Origin of the sequence: Romboutsia sp. (genome assembly GCF_051659545.1) — a bacterium.
In the GTDB taxonomy this organism is placed as follows: Bacteria; Bacillota; Clostridia; order Peptostreptococcales; family Peptostreptococcaceae; genus JBOFOR01.
The window spans coordinates 1-19,796 of sequence record NZ_JBOFOR010000234.1 but is presented as its reverse complement, the minus strand read 5'-3'; the positions used below and the strand labels follow the sequence as shown (position 1 = coordinate 19,796).

General features: G+C 29.0%; 17 protein-coding genes. 15 read left to right on the top strand and 2 right to left on the bottom strand.

What is annotated here, in order from left to right; genetic code table 11:
• Window positions 1–36: 36 nt before the first annotated feature.
• On the bottom strand, window positions 37–762 hold the full coding sequence (locus ACRC03_RS12885; protein WP_438652982.1) for a GntR family transcriptional regulator: 726 nt from the start codon (window positions 760–762) through the stop codon (window positions 37–39).
• A 265-nt stretch (window positions 763–1,027) separates the two neighbouring features.
• Between ACRC03_RS12885 and pfkB the strand changes: the two genes are divergently transcribed.
• The gene (pfkB, locus tag ACRC03_RS12880; RefSeq protein WP_438652981.1) at window positions 1,028–1,957 is read left to right on the top strand and encodes a 1-phosphofructokinase; all 930 of its coding nucleotides are present in this window, start codon (window positions 1,028–1,030) and stop codon (window positions 1,955–1,957) included.
• A 66-nt stretch (window positions 1,958–2,023) separates the two neighbouring features.
• Here pfkB and ACRC03_RS12875 read toward each other — a convergent pair whose 3' ends face one another.
• Window positions 2,024–2,941, bottom strand: coding sequence for a Gfo/Idh/MocA family protein (locus ACRC03_RS12875; protein WP_438652980.1), 918 nt, complete (start codon window positions 2,939–2,941; stop codon window positions 2,024–2,026).
• Window positions 2,942–3,286: 345 nt separating this feature from the next.
• Here ACRC03_RS12875 and ACRC03_RS12870 point away from each other — a divergent pair, with 345 nt between their 5' ends.
• From ACRC03_RS12870 to nrdF, 14 genes are all read left to right on the top strand, one after another.
• On the top strand, window positions 3,287–4,453 hold the full coding sequence (locus ACRC03_RS12870; RefSeq protein WP_438652979.1) for an SIS domain-containing protein: 1,167 nt from the start codon (window positions 3,287–3,289) through the stop codon (window positions 4,451–4,453).
• A 53-nt stretch (window positions 4,454–4,506) separates the two neighbouring features.
• Window positions 4,507–5,388 carry a tagatose-bisphosphate aldolase subunit GatY gene (gene gatY / locus ACRC03_RS12865; RefSeq protein WP_438652978.1) on the top strand — a complete coding sequence of 294 codons (882 nt, stop codon included), beginning with the start codon at window positions 4,507–4,509 and terminating at the stop codon, window positions 5,386–5,388.
• A gap of 362 nt (window positions 5,389–5,750) precedes the next feature.
• A complete protein-coding gene (locus tag ACRC03_RS12860) occupies window positions 5,751–7,655 on the top strand; it encodes a BglG family transcription antiterminator (protein WP_438652977.1) in 1,905 nt (634 codons plus the stop codon).
• A gap of 3 nt (window positions 7,656–7,658) precedes the next feature.
• Window positions 7,659–8,702 carry an aminopeptidase gene (gene ypdE / locus ACRC03_RS12855; protein WP_438652976.1) on the top strand — a complete coding sequence of 348 codons (1,044 nt, stop codon included), beginning with the start codon at window positions 7,659–7,661 and terminating at the stop codon, window positions 8,700–8,702.
• Window positions 8,703–8,714: 12 nt separating this feature from the next.
• Complete coding sequence (locus ACRC03_RS12850; protein WP_438652975.1) at window positions 8,715–9,032, top strand: PTS lactose/cellobiose transporter subunit IIA; 318 nt, start codon at window positions 8,715–8,717, stop codon at window positions 9,030–9,032.
• A gap of 38 nt (window positions 9,033–9,070) precedes the next feature.
• Window positions 9,071–9,409 (top strand): PTS sugar transporter subunit IIB, encoded by a 339-nt coding sequence (locus tag ACRC03_RS12845; protein ID WP_438652974.1) that lies wholly within the window; start codon window positions 9,071–9,073, stop codon window positions 9,407–9,409.
• A 44-nt stretch (window positions 9,410–9,453) separates the two neighbouring features.
• The gene (locus tag ACRC03_RS12840) at window positions 9,454–10,785 is read left to right on the top strand and encodes a PTS sugar transporter subunit IIC (RefSeq protein ID WP_438652973.1); all 1,332 of its coding nucleotides are present in this window, start codon (window positions 9,454–9,456) and stop codon (window positions 10,783–10,785) included.
• Window positions 10,786–10,797: 12 nt separating this feature from the next.
• Entirely contained in the window at window positions 10,798–11,868 is a 1,071-nt protein-coding gene (locus tag ACRC03_RS12835) for an aminopeptidase P family protein (protein WP_438652972.1), read from the top strand.
• A 4-nt stretch (window positions 11,869–11,872) separates the two neighbouring features.
• Window positions 11,873–13,060 (top strand): MalY/PatB family protein, encoded by a 1,188-nt coding sequence (locus ACRC03_RS12830; RefSeq protein WP_438652971.1) that lies wholly within the window; start codon window positions 11,873–11,875, stop codon window positions 13,058–13,060.
• A 213-nt stretch (window positions 13,061–13,273) separates the two neighbouring features.
• On the top strand, window positions 13,274–14,077 hold the full coding sequence (locus ACRC03_RS12825; RefSeq protein ID WP_438652970.1) for a hypothetical protein: 804 nt from the start codon (window positions 13,274–13,276) through the stop codon (window positions 14,075–14,077).
• Between the two features lie 12 nt (window positions 14,078–14,089).
• Window positions 14,090–15,220, top strand: a complete 1,131-nt coding sequence (locus ACRC03_RS12820; protein WP_438652969.1) for an ATP-binding protein — start codon at window positions 14,090–14,092, stop codon at window positions 15,218–15,220.
• 3 nt (window positions 15,221–15,223) lie between these two features.
• A complete protein-coding gene (locus ACRC03_RS12815) occupies window positions 15,224–16,633 on the top strand; it encodes a vWA domain-containing protein (protein ID WP_438652968.1) in 1,410 nt (469 codons plus the stop codon).
• 227 nt (window positions 16,634–16,860) lie between these two features.
• Complete coding sequence (gene nrdE, locus ACRC03_RS12810) at window positions 16,861–18,960, top strand: class 1b ribonucleoside-diphosphate reductase subunit alpha (protein WP_438652967.1); 2,100 nt, start codon at window positions 16,861–16,863, stop codon at window positions 18,958–18,960.
• Between the two features lie 12 nt (window positions 18,961–18,972).
• A partial coding sequence (gene nrdF / locus ACRC03_RS12805) for a class 1b ribonucleoside-diphosphate reductase subunit beta (RefSeq protein ID WP_438652966.1) occupies window positions 18,973–19,796 on the top strand: 824 nt, incomplete at its 3' end.

The window sequence follows — 19,796 nt, the reverse complement described above, 5'->3', positions numbered from 1 at the left end:
TAAATACATTGGTAGAATTATTCTGTTTAAAGTTGACTATCTTACATGTCTTATTTTATAGATAAATTTATCGCTTCGAGCAACACTTAGAGTAAATTCAATAACTATATTGTCATCGTTATATGTAGTACGAAGTAGTTTTAAACAAGCGGAATCTATTGGTACTTCTAATAATTCTGCTTCTCGATGAGACATTATTCCTGCAGAAAACTCTTCATCAGCTACTTTAATAATTGCTCCATAGTCTTCTCTAAATATTTCATATAAAGGTTTTTGGATAACTTTTTCTTGTGTCAATCCTGTGAATTCTCTCATAGGAAGATATGTTCTTTCAAGCATCATAGGAAGATTATCTGCAAGTCTTAGGCGCATTATTTTTATTATTTTTTCTCCAGGTTTTATACCTAGATTTTCAGAAAAATATTTTGTACTTTCTAGTATCTCGAATGATAATATTTTTGTACTTGGATTTTTTCCTTGTGCCTTCATATGATCTGTAAAACTGTAACTGTCCATTAAATTTTGTGAATTTTGATTAAGCGCAGAAACGAAAGTTCCTTTTCCATGTCTTTTATATATATAGCCCATATGCTCTAAGTCAGCCATAGCTAACCTAACAGTAGTTCTACTTACTCCATACTCATCACAAATTCTTCTCTCTGATAGCATCCTATCATTTGGTTCCATTTGATTTTCAATTTTGTTTCTTAAAATTTCAACCAATTGATCGTATATTGGTCTTTTGTCATTTCTATTTATCATAAAAAATTAATCCTCTCTAAGTGGTTATTACCACGGTTAAATTATAAAATATATAGTAATTTATGTCAACGAACAAAATCTAGCATAAATTAATATGTTGAATTATTAATTTATATTAGAATTATACAGTATTGACAAAATAAAGAAAATAAATTATATTCGAAGTGGTAATAACCACTAGTGTAAGTAAATTAATATATTAGATTTAATATTAATTTATTATTTGCCAAAGTAAAAATATTAATCAGTAAGGAGAGAGTTAATTATGATTACAACAATAACATTTAATCCGTCTATAGACAGAATGTATAAAGTGAATAGTATAAATATAGGTGAAGTTCAAAGGGTGTTAACTTCGAATTTAACTGCTGGAGGTAAGGGTATAAATGTAACTAAGGTATGTAAAATCCTAAAAGAAGAACCATTGGCTATGGGTTTTTTAGGTGGGTTTAATGGAGCATTTATAAAAGAAGAACTTATAAAACTAGGCATAGAAAATAAATTTACAGAAATAAAACAAGAGACTAGAAATTGTTTAAATATAATTGCAGATGATAAGGTAAGTACAGAGTTTTTGGAGAAAGGACCAATAATAGAGAATAATGATTTAGAGAAGTTTGAAAATGATATAAAAGAAGTGATAAAAGATACTAAAATACTAGTAGCATCAGGTAGCTATTGTCAAAATATGCCGGTAGATTATTATGAAAAAATAGGTAATCTATGTAGAGAAAATAATGTAAAATTTATATTAGATACATCGGGTGAGTATTTAAAGGTAGCATTAAAATCAAGACCATATTTAATAAAACCAAATACAGATGAAATAAAACAATTATTAGATATAGACGTAGAATCAAGAGAAGAAGTTATATTAGCAGGTAAAAAGCTTCTTGAAATGGGTGCTCAAAATGTATGTATATCTTTAGGAAAAGATGGAATGATTTATTTAAATGAAGATGGAGTCTACGAAGCAAAAGTACCAAAGATAGAAGCTGTAAACACTGTAGGTAGTGGAGATAGTACAATAGCTGGATTTAGTGTAGGTATCTCAAGAGGCTATGAAATAGAAGATTTACTTAAACTTTCTAATGCTTGTGGAATAAGTAATGCTCTTAATATAGAAACAGGTTTTGTAAAGCTAGAAGAGGTTGAAAAATACAAAGATTTAGTTAAAGTAACAAAGTTAAGTTAGTAAAATTTATACACAAGCAAATAGGTTAAAGACGAGAGTCTTTAGCCTATTTATAGTTAAATAATATTATTTTACTGAACTTATAATTTTTTCAAGTAATCTCTGAGCTTTAATACATTCCTCACCACTAACAATTGGCTCTAAGTCATATTCTAAACAATCAATAAAATGATTTATTATATCTTCAAAACCTTTTTGTTTTAATATGTTAACCCATGCACCACTTGATGTTGTAGTTAGGTTTCCGGCTTCTTCTATTTCTAATACATTAAGGTTCTTAACTCTTTGAATTTTACCTTTTGAAAGAATTTCAATTTCTTCTAACTTGGTTCCAGAATCTCTATGCATTGAAGTGTTTATGGAAAAACTTTTGCATTTAAGCTTATGGCTTACAAAAATTAGATTATTTTTGTCATCTAAAAATAAATCTTCCCCATCAATATCTACGTTACCTTCTGCTAACCACAAAGCAGTATCAATAATATGTATATAATCGTCTATTAAGGTAATATCAAATCCAACATTTCTTATAGAGTTTATCCCATGTTTACAGATATTTATAGCTACGATTTCATTGGCATTATCTTTGATTTTTTTATACATAGGACAGAATCTACGGTTAAATCCAACCATTAATTTTAATTTTTTATTCTTGCTCAACTCAATAAGTTCTTCACCTTGTTTTACAGTTAAAGCAAGTGGTTTATCTACATAAACATGAACATCTAAGTTTAATAATAATTTTATAATTTCATAGTGAGTTTCTGTAGAACTATGAAGAAAAATTGCATCACATTCTTTAGCCAAAGATTCAATAGAGTCAAATGGAGTAAGTCTGTAATCACTGCATATTTTTTTTCTTTTATCCTCATTTGGTGTAAAAGCTCCTACAAATTCAAATCTCTCGGATTTTGTTAATACAGGTAAATAAACTTTTTGAGCAATGGACCCAAGGCCTATCATACCTATTTTTATATTTTCCATGATAATTTCCCCCTATTATTTTTAAGATATAAATTTGATTATAATTCAGATGTAAAAAAATGTAAAATAATCAGAGGTATAATAAATACAGGGTTATATAGAGATTTGAAATAATAAAAATAAAAAATAGTATTGACAAAGAAAATAAATTAATTTATATTTGGGTTAGTGGTAGTTACCACTTCAACATAAAGACAAATAAATTAATTAAACTATATTTAAAAGTAAATTTAAATAGTTAGATAAAATAGTTAGAGTATGAAATATATTCTTTTATTTTTACCATAAGTGGTTATAACCTCATTACCATTTATGGTAATTAAAAATATGGAGGGGGAAAGTAATATGTTTAAATTAGAAGAAGAAAAGTTAAAAGATTTAGGAGCAATAATAACAACAACAGAAATAAAGCAACAACCAGAGTTATGGTCAGAAGCTTATGAGATATATAAAGAAAATAAAGAATCTATAAATAAGTTCATAGAAAATATAGGTAATAAGCATGGACAATTTAGAGTTATATTTACAGGTGCTGGAACTTCAGCTTATGTAGGAAACTCAATACTACCTTACCTTAAGAAGCAAAATGATATAAGAAAATGTATTATAGAATCAATACCTACTACAGATATAGTTTCTAATCCATATGATTATTTAAAATCAGATGTACCAACATTACTAGTTTCATTTGCAAGAAGTGGAAATAGCCCTGAAAGTATAGCGGCTCTTAATTTAGGAAGACAAATTGTAGATAATTTTTATCACTTAGCTATAACTTGTGCTCCAGAAGGAAAACTTGCTCAAATGACTAAAAATGATGAAAATAATTATTTATTATTAATGCCATCAAGATCAAATGATCAAGGTTTTGCTATGACAGGAAGCTTCTCATGTATGATGTTATCTGCCATGTTAATATTTGACAACATAGATGAAGAAACAGAAAAATTATATATAGAGTCAATAGTAGCAATGGGTAAAAATGTCATAACTCGTGAAGATGAAATAAAATCACTAATAGAACCGGACTTTGATAGAGTTGTATACTTAGGTTCAGGAAGTCTTTGTGGATTAACTCAAGAAGCACAGCTTAAGTTATTAGAACTTACAGCTGGAAAAGTTGCAACTGGATATGATTCACCAATGGGATTCAGACATGGTCCTAAATCATTCATAAATGAAAACACAATGATATTTGTATTTGTATCAAATGATGAATATACAAGAAAATATGACTTAGACGTTTTAGAAGAAATAAATGGAGATAAAATAGCTAAATTAACTTGTGCCATATCTGTTGATAAAGAGAATAACTTCTCAGGAACAACATTTGGATTTGATGCTAAGAATAATAATTTACCAGATTTATATCTTGCATTCCCATATGTACTATTTGCTCAAGCAGTATCATTATTCACAGCAGTAAAAGTAGGAAATACTCCTGATACACCATCTCCATCAGGAACAGTAAACAGAGTAGTAAAAGGTGTAATAATACATCAATATCAATAAAATAAATGAAAATTAGGGAAAAATATAATCAATATAAATAGGGGGAAAAATAAATGGCATTAGTAACAACAACGGAAATGCTTAAAAAAGCACAAGAAGGTAATTATGCAGTAGGTGCATTCAACGTAGAAAATATGGAAATGGTAATGGCTGTTATAGCAGCTGCGGAAGAGTTACAAGCTCCAGTTATATTACAAACTACACCTTCAACTGTTAAGTATGCAGGACTTGACTACTATTTAGCAAATGCTAAGGTAGCAGCAGAAAGATCGTCTGTTCCTGTAGCAATGCACCTTGACCATGGTTCAAGTTTTGATCTTGCAATGCAAGCTCTAAGAACTGGATATACATCAATAATGATAGATGGATCTCATGGAAGTTTTGAAGATAACATATCTTTATCTAAATCAGTAGTAGATGCTTGTAAACCATCTTTTATACCAGTAGAAGCAGAACTTGGAAAAGTTGGTGGAAAAGAAGATGATTTAGATGGTGGAGAAGGTAGTGCATATACTGATCCAATGGAAGCTAAAGAATTTGTAGAAAGAACAGGAATATCTTCATTAGCTATAGCTATAGGTACTGCACACGGATTATACAATGGAGAACCAAAGCTTGATTTAGATAGATTATCAGAAATACGTGAAGTTGTTTCTGTACCACTTGTGTTACATGGAGGATCAGGTGTTCCAGAAGAAACAATAATAGAATCAATAAAAAGAGGTATCTGTAAAGTTAACTATGCTACAGAATTACGTATAGCTTATAGTGATGGAGTAAAAAAAGTATTAAATGAAGCTCCAGAAACTATAGATCCTAAAAAATATGGGGCAGCAGGATTACAATTCGTGAAAGATTTTGTAAAAGATAAGATTGTAGTATGTGGATCTAAAGGTAAAGCTAAAGAAGTTTTAGCTTGTGATGCATTAGCATAAAATAAATATTGGTATAAAATATTTTACTCAATAATTAGATAAATATGAAAAGCTATCTCTATAAAGGAGGTAGCTTTTATGTTTGTATGATTTAATTATTGAAAAATCAAATAGTTTGGGGTAAATATTTCACACAAAAAGTGAAAAAGCTCAACTTTTATAACTCTTAAATATAATTTATAATTAAAAATGTAAAAGAGGTTATTTATATAAAAAGAAACATAATAATCGGAATAAAATATATTAATAGGGCAACTTTTTCACAAATGCAATGAAAAAACTTGGCTTTTATTGGAAAATATTTTAAGTTATAATATTTAATATAAGAATATTATATTTTAAAAGCTAAGGAGGAGAGTATTTTGAGAGAAAGTCTCATTCTTAAAGAATTAAAAAATACTTGCTACTATTTAAGCTTAGATTACTTTTCAGAAAAATTAGAAGTATCTACTAGAACAGTTAGAAATGATATGAAGAGTATAATTGGTAGGGAAAAAAAACATGGATTCAGAATAGAGTATAAGAGTAAACTTGGATATCTACTTAAAATAGAAGATAAGGAAAAATTTGAAACATATACTAAAAGTTTATCTCCAATACAAATAGAAAATCCAGAGCAACGCTTAGATTCAATACTAGCTATTTTGTTATTAAATGATGAATATACAACAATAGAAGTGCTTAGTGAAGAATTCTCAGTTAGTAGGTCTTTAATAAAGAGTGACTTAAATAAGCTAGGTTTAAAGCTAGAAAGTACAAGCTTAAGCTTAGAACGCAGAGCACATTATGGAATAAAAATAATAGGTTCAATTCAAGAAAAGCAAAAAATACTTGCAAGAATATCAATAAAATCAAATAGAAAAATTAAGGAATACTATGATGAATTTATTGGTGAACGCAAGATTGAAATATTACAAAATAAAATAAGACACATACTTGTAAAAAATAAGTTAGATATTAATATTTCAGAACTTGAAGAAATAATACTTAAACTAATTCTTTTAAAAATAAGATGGAATTTAAGAAAAAATAAAAATGCCCCAGAAATAAAAGAATTAAATTACACAAAAGAATCCGTAGTAGGAGAAATAATTGAAGAAGTTTTTACAGATGTTCAAATTTTTATTACAAACGAGGAAAAGGATTACCTAAAAGAAAAATTAAAAAATAAGACTAAAAATAAATCTGAAATAAAGAATCAAGAAAAAAGCAGATTACAAGAAATTATATATAATTTTTTCAAAAGTGTTGATGAAGAATATAAAAGTAAGTTCTTAGAAGATAAAGAGTTTTTTAAACTATTATATTTGCATACTGCATCATTAATAGAGAGAGCAAAGAGAGACCAAAAGCTAAAAAATTCTTTCTCACATCAAATGAGTTACCAGTATCCTACAATATTCAATTTGGCTATCCAATTATCAAGAGTACTTGAACAAGAATATGATATAAAAATTAGCCAAGATGAAATAGGATTTATAGCAACTCACATAGCAGTTCCATTTGAAAAAAATCAAAATAAAAGCTTCAACCAAAAATACAAAATAGCTATAGTTTGTTCATCTGGTGGAGGTAGTGCTTATTTAATAAAGCTAAGATTAAGTGAAATATTTTCTAATGCAGAATTAAGAAACTTTTCACTATTAGATAAAAAACAAGTAATAGAGTTTAAGCCAGATTTAATTTTCTCTATAGCAGATTTGTCTTTTGAAGTTAATGCTCCAGTTATATTAATAAAAGAAATATTAGATGACTTAGATTACTTAAAGATAAAAGAAAGTGTGAAATTTGTAGATGATTTTGGTATTTCAACAAATCCCAAACAATATTTTTATAGTTTGTTTGATAAAAATCATTTCAAATGCATTAATGAAAACGTAGAGTATGAGAAGATTCTTAAAGGTATGGCACAAAAGGTTGTAGATGAAGGGGCATGTGAATTAAGCTATCCTAACGATGTATGGGAACGTGAAAAATTTCTAAATACCATATATACGAATGGAATAACGATTCCACATCCTATAGAAATGACAGGAAACAAAAACTTAATTTCTGTTGCAATAGTTAAATCAGAAGTTGAATATGAACAAAGAAAACCTAAGATTCTATTTATGATTTCATTAAAAAAAGGAAACCTTGAATTACATAAACATATTAGTAAGTATTTACATATAGTTATGCAAGATGAAGACATAGTCAATGAATTAATAATATCAAAGACCTATGAAGAATTTATGCATAAGTTAAAAAATAGCCTAGGGGGATAAAATATGAATCTAGAGTTTCTTAAAAAGTTATCAGAAGCAGATGGTATAGCATCTAATGAGGGAGAAGTCAGAACAGTACTTCTAGATGAATTAAAAGACCATAGTGACAATATAGTTTGTGATGGCTTAGGTAGTATTATTTTTTCAAAGGAAACGAATGAAAATGATCCTAAAATAATGATTTGTGCTCATATGGATGAAGTTGGCTTTATAATAAGGAGCATAAGTAAAGATGGTATGATTCATTTAATGGTAGTTGGAGGAGTTAAACCACTAGCTCAGCATTTACAAAAAGTAAGAATAACAACAGAGTGTGGAAAGAAAATATCGGCTATTATAAATGGTACATATAAGAATGATGCAACTGAAGATTTATATGCAGACATAGGAGCTTATACTGACGAAGATGTTTACAATTTAGGAATTCAAGTTGGAGATATGGTTACATATGCAACTGATTTTGAAGAATTTACACTTCAAAATAGATTGGTTGGTAAAGCATTTGATGACCGTCTAGGATGTTTTGTAATGGGAGAAGTATTAAAAAACCTAGAAGGAAAAAAATTAAATAGCAACGTATACTTTGCAGCAACTAGTAGTGAAGAGGTTGGTATAAGAGGTGCAAGAACTTCAGCACAACTAATTAATCCAGATGTGGTATTTGTAATAGATGTAGCATGTCACAGAAATGAGTTTGTGCGTGATCATACTAACAAAAAGCAAATAGACAAAGGTGTGATGCTTATGCATTTTGATAGAACACTAGCACCAAACAAAAAAATGATAAACTATGTGAAGCAGACAGCTGATAAATTAAACCTTCCGCTTCAACATGATATGTTCAAATCAGGAGGAACTGACGGTGGGGAAGCACATAAAGTAAATGAAGGAAAACCAAGTGTAGTTACTTGTCTTCCAGTTAGATATGGACATTGTGCATTTTCAATAGTAAGTCCGCTAGATCTTGAATCAATGATTAAGTTATATACAGAATTAATACTAAATTTTGATTCTGAAAAATATGAAGAAATAAAAAATTTTATTTAAATAAGGAGACACATGATGGTATCAACAGAAATGGAAATAATGGAACTTATAACAACTGCTGGCGAAAGCAAAGCTAAAGCTTTTGAGGCATTAAAAATGGTAAAGGAAAAGAAATTTGATGAAGCTAGAGCTGCAATAGCGCAGGCTCGTAAAATAGATGTTCAAGCTCATAAAATTCAAACGTCTTTAATAACTAGAGATATAGATGAAGAGCAAGAAAGTCCAGAAATAGGATTATTAATGGTTCATGCACAAGATCACTATATGACATCTCAATTAGCTAAAGATTTAATAGAAAGTTTAATAGAAGTATTCGATGATGAAAAATAATAAATAGAAATAAAATAAAAATAAGGGGAGATTATATTATGAAAATATTATTATGTTGTGCTGGTGGATTCTCTACTAACATGTTAATGCAAAATATGAAGAAGGTTGTTAAGGAAAGTGCTAAATTAGATGAAAAGGAATTCCAATTCACAGCTATACCAGCAGATTCAATAGAAAGTGAAATAGATAACTGGGATTTAGTTTTAGTAGGACCTCAAATAGCTCACAAGATAGACTTCTTAAAAGGAATATTAGAGCCTAAAAACAAGCCTTTTGCAGTAATAGATAAAGATGTTTATGGAAAAATGGATGGAGCTACAGTTATGAAGTTAGCTTTAGTAACATATAAGAAGCACCAATTAGCTAGTCAAAAGTAAGTAAGATTTAAGGGATAAAATAACAATAAAATAGGGGGAAAAAAATGTTCGCTAAATTTGAAGAATTTATGAATCGTGTGTTCACACCATTAGCACATAAAGTTGATAATCAACGTCATCTAAGTGCTGTAAAAGCAGGTATGGTAGCCATGACACCTTTCACAATATTAGGTAGTTTCTTTGCTATAATACCAGCACTTCCAAATATGATAGGAGAAAGTAATCCTATAAGTCAATTTATACTTAATAACGCAGAAATACTAGATTTACCAGTAACTCTTTCTATAGGGCTAATAGGTCTATATGCGTGTATGTGTATTGCTTTTAATTTAGGAAATCATTATAAGTTATATATTCCAGGATGTGTGGCTTTATCTACTTTTGCATTCTTATTCTTAGTTTCAACTTTCACACCAGATGGTGCGCTAGAACTTGGAAACTTAGGTGCTAAAGGTCTATTTACAGGTATGCTTACAGCAATCGGTGCAGTAGAACTTTATTACTTATGTAAGAGAAAGAATCTTACTATCAGAATGCCAGAAGGTGTGCCTGATTTCGTATCTAAGTCATTTGAATTAATACCTACAACTATAATAGTTGCTGGTACATTTATAGCATTACGTTACTTATCTTTAAATGTATTTGGAGAGTTACCACCACAAATACTTACTAGATTCCTAGAGCCGTTAGTAGGAAGTATGGATAACCCATGGGCAGTTTTAGCATTAAATTTCTGTATATGTACTGTATTCTTCTTTGGTATACATTCATCTGTATTCAGTCCTATAACTCGTCCAATAATGGTTACATTTATAGCTGAAAATATAGCTGCAATGCAAGCTGGACAACCTATACCTCACTTCTATACAGCAGGAGCATCAAGTGCGTTCTTCGGATTTACAGGAGCAGGTATAACAATAGGATGTGTAATAGCATGTATGTTATCTAAAAATAAGAGTTTCAAAAAGATTGGTCAAGTATCATTATTCCCATCATTATTCGGAATAAATGAGCCAATATTATTTGGTGCACCAATCATATTAAACCCAATAATGTTCATACCATTCGTATTTGGTGGAGCAATAATAGGTACATTACCAATGTTCCTAATGGATCTTGGATGGTTAGCTAAACCAGTATTTGACCCTCCATATGTTGGAGTATTCTTAGAAGGTTTCCTGACAAATGGAGACTGGCGTTCAATAGTAGCAAATGCAGTACAGTTAGCATTAACAGTAGCACTATACATGCCATTCTTTAAGATAATGGAGCGTCAAGCTGAAGCAAAATTAAAAACAGAAGAAAGTCAAGAAGCTAAGAACATATTCTCTAAAGAAGAAGAAGACTTATTAGGAGATTTAGAATTAGATTTCTAATATTTTATAATTATGAATAATAGAGTAGAAAAAATAATAGATTTAATGGATAAAAGATGTGTTGAAGCTCTTTTAATCAAAGGTAAAAATAATAAAAGATATATAGGAGCACTGACAGGTAGTGGTGTCTATATACTTATTACCAAAGAAGAGAAATATCAAATTCTAGATGGTAGGTATACAGATGAAGCAGATAAAAAAACATCTGGATTTATAAATTTAGTTGTACCTCAAGGCTCTTATATGCCAAGCATAATTGAATTATTAAAAGAATTGAATATAAAAAAATTAGCAATAGAGAGTCAAGCTATGAGTATACAAGAGTATATTCAATTAGATAAGGAAGATTTTGATATTACTTTAATAACTAATGAGTTAGGAAGAGTAAGGTCTATAAAATCTAAAGAGGAAATTGAACTTATCAAAAAAGCCTGCGAGATTACAGATGAAGTATTTAGCGAGGTTATTTCTGAGATAAAAGAAGGCATGACGGAGCTTGAAGTTTCAGCTCTAATTCAATACTATGCACTTAAAAAGGGAGCAAGTGGAATGTCATTTGAACCAATAGTAGCATCAGGTGAAAGAGGAGCAATGCCACATGGAAGACCTACAACAAAAAAGTTAAAGAAAAATGAAGCTATAACAATAGATTTTGGTGTTGTTTATCAAGGTTATCAATCAGATATGACTCGTACTATATCTATAGGTAAACCACCTAAAATTATCCAAGAAATATATGATGTAGTTTTAAATGCACAACAATCTTCAATAGATGCTATAAAAGAAGGTATGAAGGCTAGTGATATTGATAAAATTGCTAGAGATATTATAGCTAAAAATGGATTTGGTGATTATTTCAACCATGGACTAGGTCATGGAATAGGACTTGGAGATGGAGAAGTACCAACACTTAATCAAAGAAGTGAAGATATTCTAACTGAAGGAATGGTAATGTCTTGTGAGCCAGGCATTTACATTTCTGATGTAGGAGGAGTTAGAATAGAGGACGATATTGTCATAATAAATGGAAAAGGTGTTTCGCTTAATAAGACATCTAAGGACTTTATAATATTAGGAGAGTAAAACTATGGAATATAATTTTGACAAAGTATTAAACCGTAAAGAAGGTAATTGTAGAAAATGGAGCAACCATGTAATTAAAGAAAAATTTGGATTAGATGAAAATGCAATTCCAATGGATTTAGCTGATATTGATTTTGAGTGTGCGCCAGCTATAAAAGAAGCTATCACAAAAAGAGCATCAGTTGGAGACTATAGTTATACTTTTATAGGAGACGACTTTTATGAAGCTGTTATAAATTGGAACAAAAGAAGATTTGATATTCATATAGAAAAAGAATGGATAAAATTAACTTTTGGTACGGTTTCAACTCTTCATTATATAGTTCAGGCATATACTAAAGAAGGTGAAGGAGTATTAATAAATACACCTGCTTATGATCCTTTTGCAGAGGCTGTAGTAAACAACAATAGAAAGTTATATTGTAGCCCATTAAAGCTAGAAAATAACAGATACTACCTTGACTTTGAAGATATGGAAAACCAAATGAAGGATGGTAATATAAAGGTATTTATATTCTGTAGTCCTCAGAATCCATCTGGTCGTATATGGACAAAAGAAGAACTATATCAATTGTCAGAATTATGTTTGAAGTATAATGTACTTTTAGTAAGTGATGAAATTCATAGAGATGTAGTATTTAAAGGTAATACATTTATATCTTTATGGAATGCTCATCCAGAAATCTATAAAAATAGTATAATGTGCGTATCTCCTAATAAAGGATTTAACTTAGGTGGACTGAAAACATCATATGTAGTAATAAGAGATACTAAAGTTAGAGAAACTTTATTAGAAAAACTAAAAAGTAACTCAATAACTTCACCAAATGTATTTGCTATTCCGGCTATTGTGGCAGCATATAATGAAAGTGAAAAATGGTTAGACGAGATGACTGATTACGTAGAAAGTAATTTTGAAATTGTTTACGACTTTTTCGAAAAGTATATGCCAAAAGCAAAAGTTATGAAATCTGACTCTTCTTTCTTAGCTTGGATAGATGTAAGAGATGTATTTAAGAATGAAGAAGAATCTAAAGAATTTTTCCAAATTGCAAATTTAACTATGGTAGTAGGAAGTTATTTTGTACAAGATGGAGAAGGTTTCATCCGTCTTAATATAGGATGTTCTAAAGAAACATTAAATGAAGCTTTAAGTAGAATTAAAAATACTTATAAAAGTATTTGCTGTTAAAAATGTAAATCCCATGTATATTGAACTTTAATCAATATACATGGGATTTATTTTATTGAAAAAATTTATCATATTATGTCTGTATAAAGCATTAATGGGTATAAAGTTAATGTTGGTATAATTATGCTGTTTAAATTGATAAAAAAAGTATATTAATTATAATAAGCTATAATTACAACAAAATAATAATAAGAATAGAAAGAAAGTGATATTATGGAAGAGACAAAAATACTAGAAATGATAAAAAATAATCCTAATATTATATCAACTGTAAATAATCCAACAGAGGAAATGAAATTGTTAGCTATTAAAAAAAATGGACTAACATTAGAATATATAAAAAATCCAACCAGAGAAATGGAAGAGTTAGCGGTAAACAATAATACTAGAGCAATTAAATATGTAGATAATCCAACAGAAGAAATGATGATAAAAGCTGTAAATTCAGGGTGGAGCACCCTAGAATATATAAAAAACCCTACTGATAAAGTACTAAAACTAGCAATAGAAAAATCAGGATGGGCAATACAATATGTCAAAAATCCAACTGAATATTTACAATTATTAGCAGTGAAACAAAATTATGACTCAATAAAATATATAAAAAATCCATATGAAAGTGTTCAAGAAGAAGCTGTAAAAATTAATTATACTGCACTAAAATTTATAAATACACCTAGCCACTTGGCAGAGCTTGCAGCGATTAAAAATAATGAAGCAGCAATTAGATTTATATATGATTTAGATAAAAATAAAATGCTAGAACTATTAAAAGTAAATATTTTAGCAATTAAATATATAGCAAAAGAAATATCAAAAGAAGACTTGGAACAAGTACTAAAAGAATCTCTTTCTAAAGAAGAGGTTGAAGAAAAATATGTTAGAGATTTTTTTAACTGCAGTATTATAGATAGAAATAGTAAGACCATTCCAATAGACAAAATAATGTTCATATATAAATATGGAAGCAACAAAGCTAAAAAAATAGCTGTAGATGAAAAACTAAAGATGATGTAGGAGAGAGAGAATATGAATTTCATAGATACATTAAAGAGTGTTGACTTAATATTAGCTACAGGTGAAGTACCTTTAGTAGTTGGAGAAAGTGGAATAGGAAAAACAGCACTAGCTAAAAAGCTAGCGAAAGATAAAAACTGGAGCTTAGTAGTTATAGATGGAAACCTTCTTAAAGAAGGTGAAATAGGTGGACTTCCAACTATAGAAACGTATATAGGAAGTAAATCTAATGGAGAAGAAATAGAAAAGAAAGCTACGGTATATGCAGTTCACAACAAACTAAGAGAGATAGATGAAGAAACCTCAAAAGGTAAGCAAATTCTTTTATTTATAGATGAGATAAACCGTTGTGAACATACAGTACAGCAAGAACTTATGAACTTAATATTAAATAGAGAAATTAACGGATATAGCTTAAATGAGAATGTGAAAATTTTAGCTGCTATGAACCCATCAAGCAAATATGGCTCAGATTTTGATTATCAAGTTGTAGATATGGATGCAGCCCAAGAAAATAGATTTGTGTGGTTAAATATGGAACCAGATCATAAACAGTGGTTAAACTGGGCAATGGGAGCGGATATTGAACAAAAAGTTATAGAATTTATTTCTACTTTCCCAGAGTATTTACACAAAATAAATGAAGAAGATGTAAGGGCTACTCCGAGAAGTTATGAAAGAGTTTCAAAAAGCTATAAGATTTATAAAGAACAAAAGGATTCAATACCTAGAGCGGTGTTTTTAAATGTTATAAAAGGAAATGTAGGAAAGGTTATAGCAGAAGAATTTATAAGCTTTGTAGAAAGTGATTGTAGTCCACTAATATCTTTTGAAGATGTTTTTATAGAAGAAACTTTAAATGAAGAAATTATAGAAAAAATACAAAATGAAAGCCATACAAGACTTTATTTATCAGCAATAAACATACTAAAAAACTTAGAGAATAATATTAAAAACTATGATAATGAGTCAAGTTACTATATTAATAGGCTAGTAGAGTTTTTAAAAGCATATCCAGTAGACTTAATGGTTGGAATCATGAAGGACATTAAAAATAGCTATACTGAAGTTTATAAAATAGCCATAGAAAATGAAGATTTTGTAGAGGCTTATTTTGAATCATATAGCTTAATAAGGGGATAAGCCATGGAAGGTAATTTTAATAAACAAGTAAGAGTCCTTTCTGAGAAGGCGGAAGAAATAGTTAATGTTTATGCTACATTAAAAGCAAATCATAAAGGAAAAGAGTTTGAGGTAGATATACCGCAAGATTTTAAAAATGAGTTTTTTAGACTTGTAGACAAAGTTAATCTAAGTCTTATGGAAGATAAAGATAATTTTTATGGTTATTTTTTATTCCAAATGGGAAGAGATATTAGATTTGATATAAGTAGCCCTACCTCTGTAAATTTTAAAGGAGCAAAGTATGTTATATATTTTAATCCGTTAATATTCTTGAATCTTAATATAAAACAAATGGAAAGTACAATTAAGCATGAAATTCTTCATGTACTGTCTATGCATTTAATAAGAGCAAAAGCATTAAAGGGAAGATATAGTACATTAGCCATAAATATGGCTATGGATATAGTAGTAAACAATTATTTAGATTATTTACCACCTTATGCAATTACATTAGAATATGTAAACTCACACTATAATTTAAAGTTAGAGCACTATGAAACGTTTGAATACTATTTAAGAAAGATTCAAACTGAACTAGATTTACAAGAGTATGATGAAGAAGGCGAAGAAGATGATAGTAATATAAATGAGGATATAGAAACTAAGTTTAACCCAGAAAACACTCATGATATATGGGAAGATTCTAGCGATATAGATGAAAAAACTCTTAGAGAATTTACTGAAAAAGTTAGCGAGCTTTCTCAAAAAGGAACAATTCCAGACTATGTGGGAACTTTAATTTCATCTCTAAAAAATAGTAAGGGAGAATTGCCTTGGAATTTATACCTTAAAAAGCTAATGGGAACTATTGAAAGTAATAAGAAAAAAACCATAACGAGAAGAAATAGAAGACAACCAAATAGATTAGATTTAAGAGGAGAGCTTAGAGGACATAAAGCAGAAATAGCTGTTGCAATTGATACAAGTGGAAGTATTAGTGATGAGGAATTCAAACAAGCTATTAAGGAAGTTCTTAATATAGTAAAAAACTACAATCATGAAATAACTATTATAGAATGTGATAATGAAATCAAGCGTGTATATAAAGCAAAGTCTATAAAAGATATAAAAGAGAGACCTAATGTAAGAGGTGGAACTAAATTTTCTCCAGTATTTGAATACGCTAATAATAAAAAAACTAACTTATTAGTATATTTTACTGATGGAAAAGGTGAAGATAAACTGCAAGTAGTACCTAGAGGCTACAAAATCTTATGGGTTATTTCTGGAAGAGGAGACAAACTTTCGCTAAGAGAACCTTATGGGGCAGTTAAAAAACTTAGTAAGGTTAAAGCAAAAGACGAGATAGTAGACATGAATGATATTAGGGATGATGGATATTCAATGAACAACCAAGCACCAATTTTATAAAAATCTAATATTGGAATAAAAATATACTAGCTTACAAGTTAGTATATTTTTATTTATAAAACTTTAGTCTGTAGATAAGTAATAATGTAGGTTTACTAAGATTAAAAAAATACTATGTTAATAATAAGTTTAAAACTAGATAAATTAGTGTATATACAATATATAGTATTTAAAAAAATGAAAAGGACTATATACAGTATTTATTATAAAGCTAAAGGTGGGAACTTATGAATTGGGTAGAACTAAATAATCAAGTAATTATAAAAAATAAAGAAGGAAAATACCAACTAGAAAAGGACAAACTCGCTCTAGAAAGTTATATAAAAGAATACATAACTCCTAGATTAAGAGTATTTAATAGCATAGAAGAAAAATTAGAGTATCTAGTAGTTAATAAATATTACTCTAAAGAAATAATAGATAAATACAGTTTAGATTTTATAAAGAAACTATACGAAGATATAAAGAACTATGATTTTAAGTTTCAATCATATATGAGTGCAAATAAGTTTTACCAAAACTATGCACTAAAAAGCGATGACGGAAAAGAAATATTAGAAACCTACAACGACAAAGTTTTAATAGTATCATTAGCATTAGGAGATGGAAATGAAGAATTAACACTTAACTTAGCTAAAAAATTAGTTAAACAAGAATTCCAACCAGCAACACCTACATTTTTAAATGCAGGAAGAGAAAGAGCTGGAGAAATGGTATCTTGTTTTTTAATGTCAGTTGAAGATAGTACAGAAGGGATATCTTATGCAGTATCTTCCGCAAACTACTTATCTAAAATAGGTGGAGGAGTTGCATTAAATTTAACTAAACTTAGAGCCTCAGGTGAAGCCATTAAAGGTATTGAAGGAGTAGCTGGTGGTGTAATTGGTGTAGCAAAAATGTTAGAACAGTCATTTAGTTATTTTAATCAAATGGGAGCAAGACAAGGGGCAGGTGCAGTATATTTATCTGTTTTACATCCTGAATTTGAAAATTTCTTAGATACTAAAAAGATAAATGCAGATGAAAAAGTAAGATTATCCTCATTAGCATTAGGTGCGATAATACCTGATAAATTTATGGAAATAGCAGAAAAGAATGAAGTAGGATATGCTTTTTATCCACAGTCAGTATATAAAAAATATGGAGTTCACTTAGATGAAATAAGCATGGATGAGTGGTATGCTAAGTTAGCACAAGATGTAGACATCAAAAAGAAAGAAATAAATCCAAGAAAGTTATTAACAAAAATAGCACAAATGCAACAAGAAAGTGGATATCCTTATGTTTTATTTATAGATAGAGCCAACAAAGAACATATGTTAAAAGATATTGGAAATATAAAGATGTCAAACTTATGTTGTGAAATATTACAGTACCAAATACCATCACAAATAGAAGGTTATGCTGGTGTGAATAATTGGGGACAAGATATAAGTTGCAACCTAGGTTCACTAAACATAGCAAATGTTATGGATAATAAGGATATTGAAGGTACAGTAGACACAGCAATTAAAGCGCTGACTTTTGTATCAGATAATACAGATATTGAAAAAGTACCAACAGTAAAAAACGGAAATGAAAAATCTCATTCAATAGGTCTAGGGGCTATGAATTTACATGGTTATTTAGTAAGAGAGGATATTTTATATACATCAGAAGAAGCTATAGATTTTTGTAATGTATTTTTTGCTATGATTAGATACTATGCAATCAAATCATCTATGAAAATAGCAATAGAAAAAAATAAAGCATTTGAAGGCTTTGAAAAATCTGAATATACAAAATGCAAGGATAGTAGCATACTTTCTAGATATTATACAAATTCATATTTACCAAAATTAGATAAAGTTAAAGCTTTATTTGATGGAATTTATATACCTACAATTGATGACTGGACAAGCTTACTAGATGAAGTAAAAGAAAAGGGTATATACAATGCATACTTAACTGCAATAGCACCAACACAAAGTATTAGTTATGTTCAAAATGCAACTTCAAGTATAATGCCAATTACAGAAGTAGTAGAAGTGAGAACTTATGGTGATTCAACTACAATTTATCCAATGCCATTTTTAACTAATGAAAATATGTTATATTATCAGTCAGCTTACAGAATGGATATGAGAAAAGTTATAGATATAGTGGCAACGGTTCAACAACATATTGACCAAGGTATATCTACAACACTGTTTGTAACGGATGAAAAAACAACTAGAGATATAGCCAAGCTTTATATATATGCGTACAAAAAAGGATTAAAGAGTTTATATTACACGAGAACAAAACTTACAAGAGAAGATAATGAATGTTTAGTGTGTTCAGTATAGGAGGATGGAGAGATGACATTTAAATTAGATAAAATACACAAGGCTGTAAATTGGAATAAAGAAGATGATAATTTTACACAGGCATTTTGGGAGCAGAATGTAAAACAATTTTGGCTACCAGAGGAGATATCAGTTTCAAAAGATATTAAGGTATGGAATGAATTAGGTATGAAAGAAAAAGATCTATACAAAAAAGTATTGGCAGGATTAACTTTATTAGATACTAAACAAGGTAATGAAGGAATACCATCCATGATGTCTTTAACAGATAATTTCCAAAGGAAAGCAGTATTATCTTTTATGGGAACTATGGAAGAAATTCATGCTAAAAGTTATTCTTCTATATTTATGACACTATTATCAAATGAAGAAATAGATGAATTATTTAAATGGATAGAAACAGAACCTACTTTACAAAGAAAAGCTGAATTAGTTTTAGCTCAGTATGAAAATACTGAAGATACGAGAAGCTTATATTTATCTATGGTTACTAGTGTATTTTTAGAAAGCTTTTTATTTTACTCAGGGTTTTTCTATCCTCTATACTTAGCAGGACAAGGAAAGATGGTAGCAAGTGGAGAGATAATATCTCTTATACTTAGAGATGAATCCTTACACGGAAAATATATAGGACTTTTAGCACAAGAAATATATAATTCTTTTAATAAAAAAGAACAATTAAAATTAAAGGATAGTATGTACCAGATTTTAGCTAGTCTTATGGAAAATGAAATAAACTATACTAGATGTATATACAAAGAGAGTGGACTAGAAGAGGAAGTTATAAACTATTTACAATACAATGCAAATAGTGCATTAGAAAATCTAGGATTTGA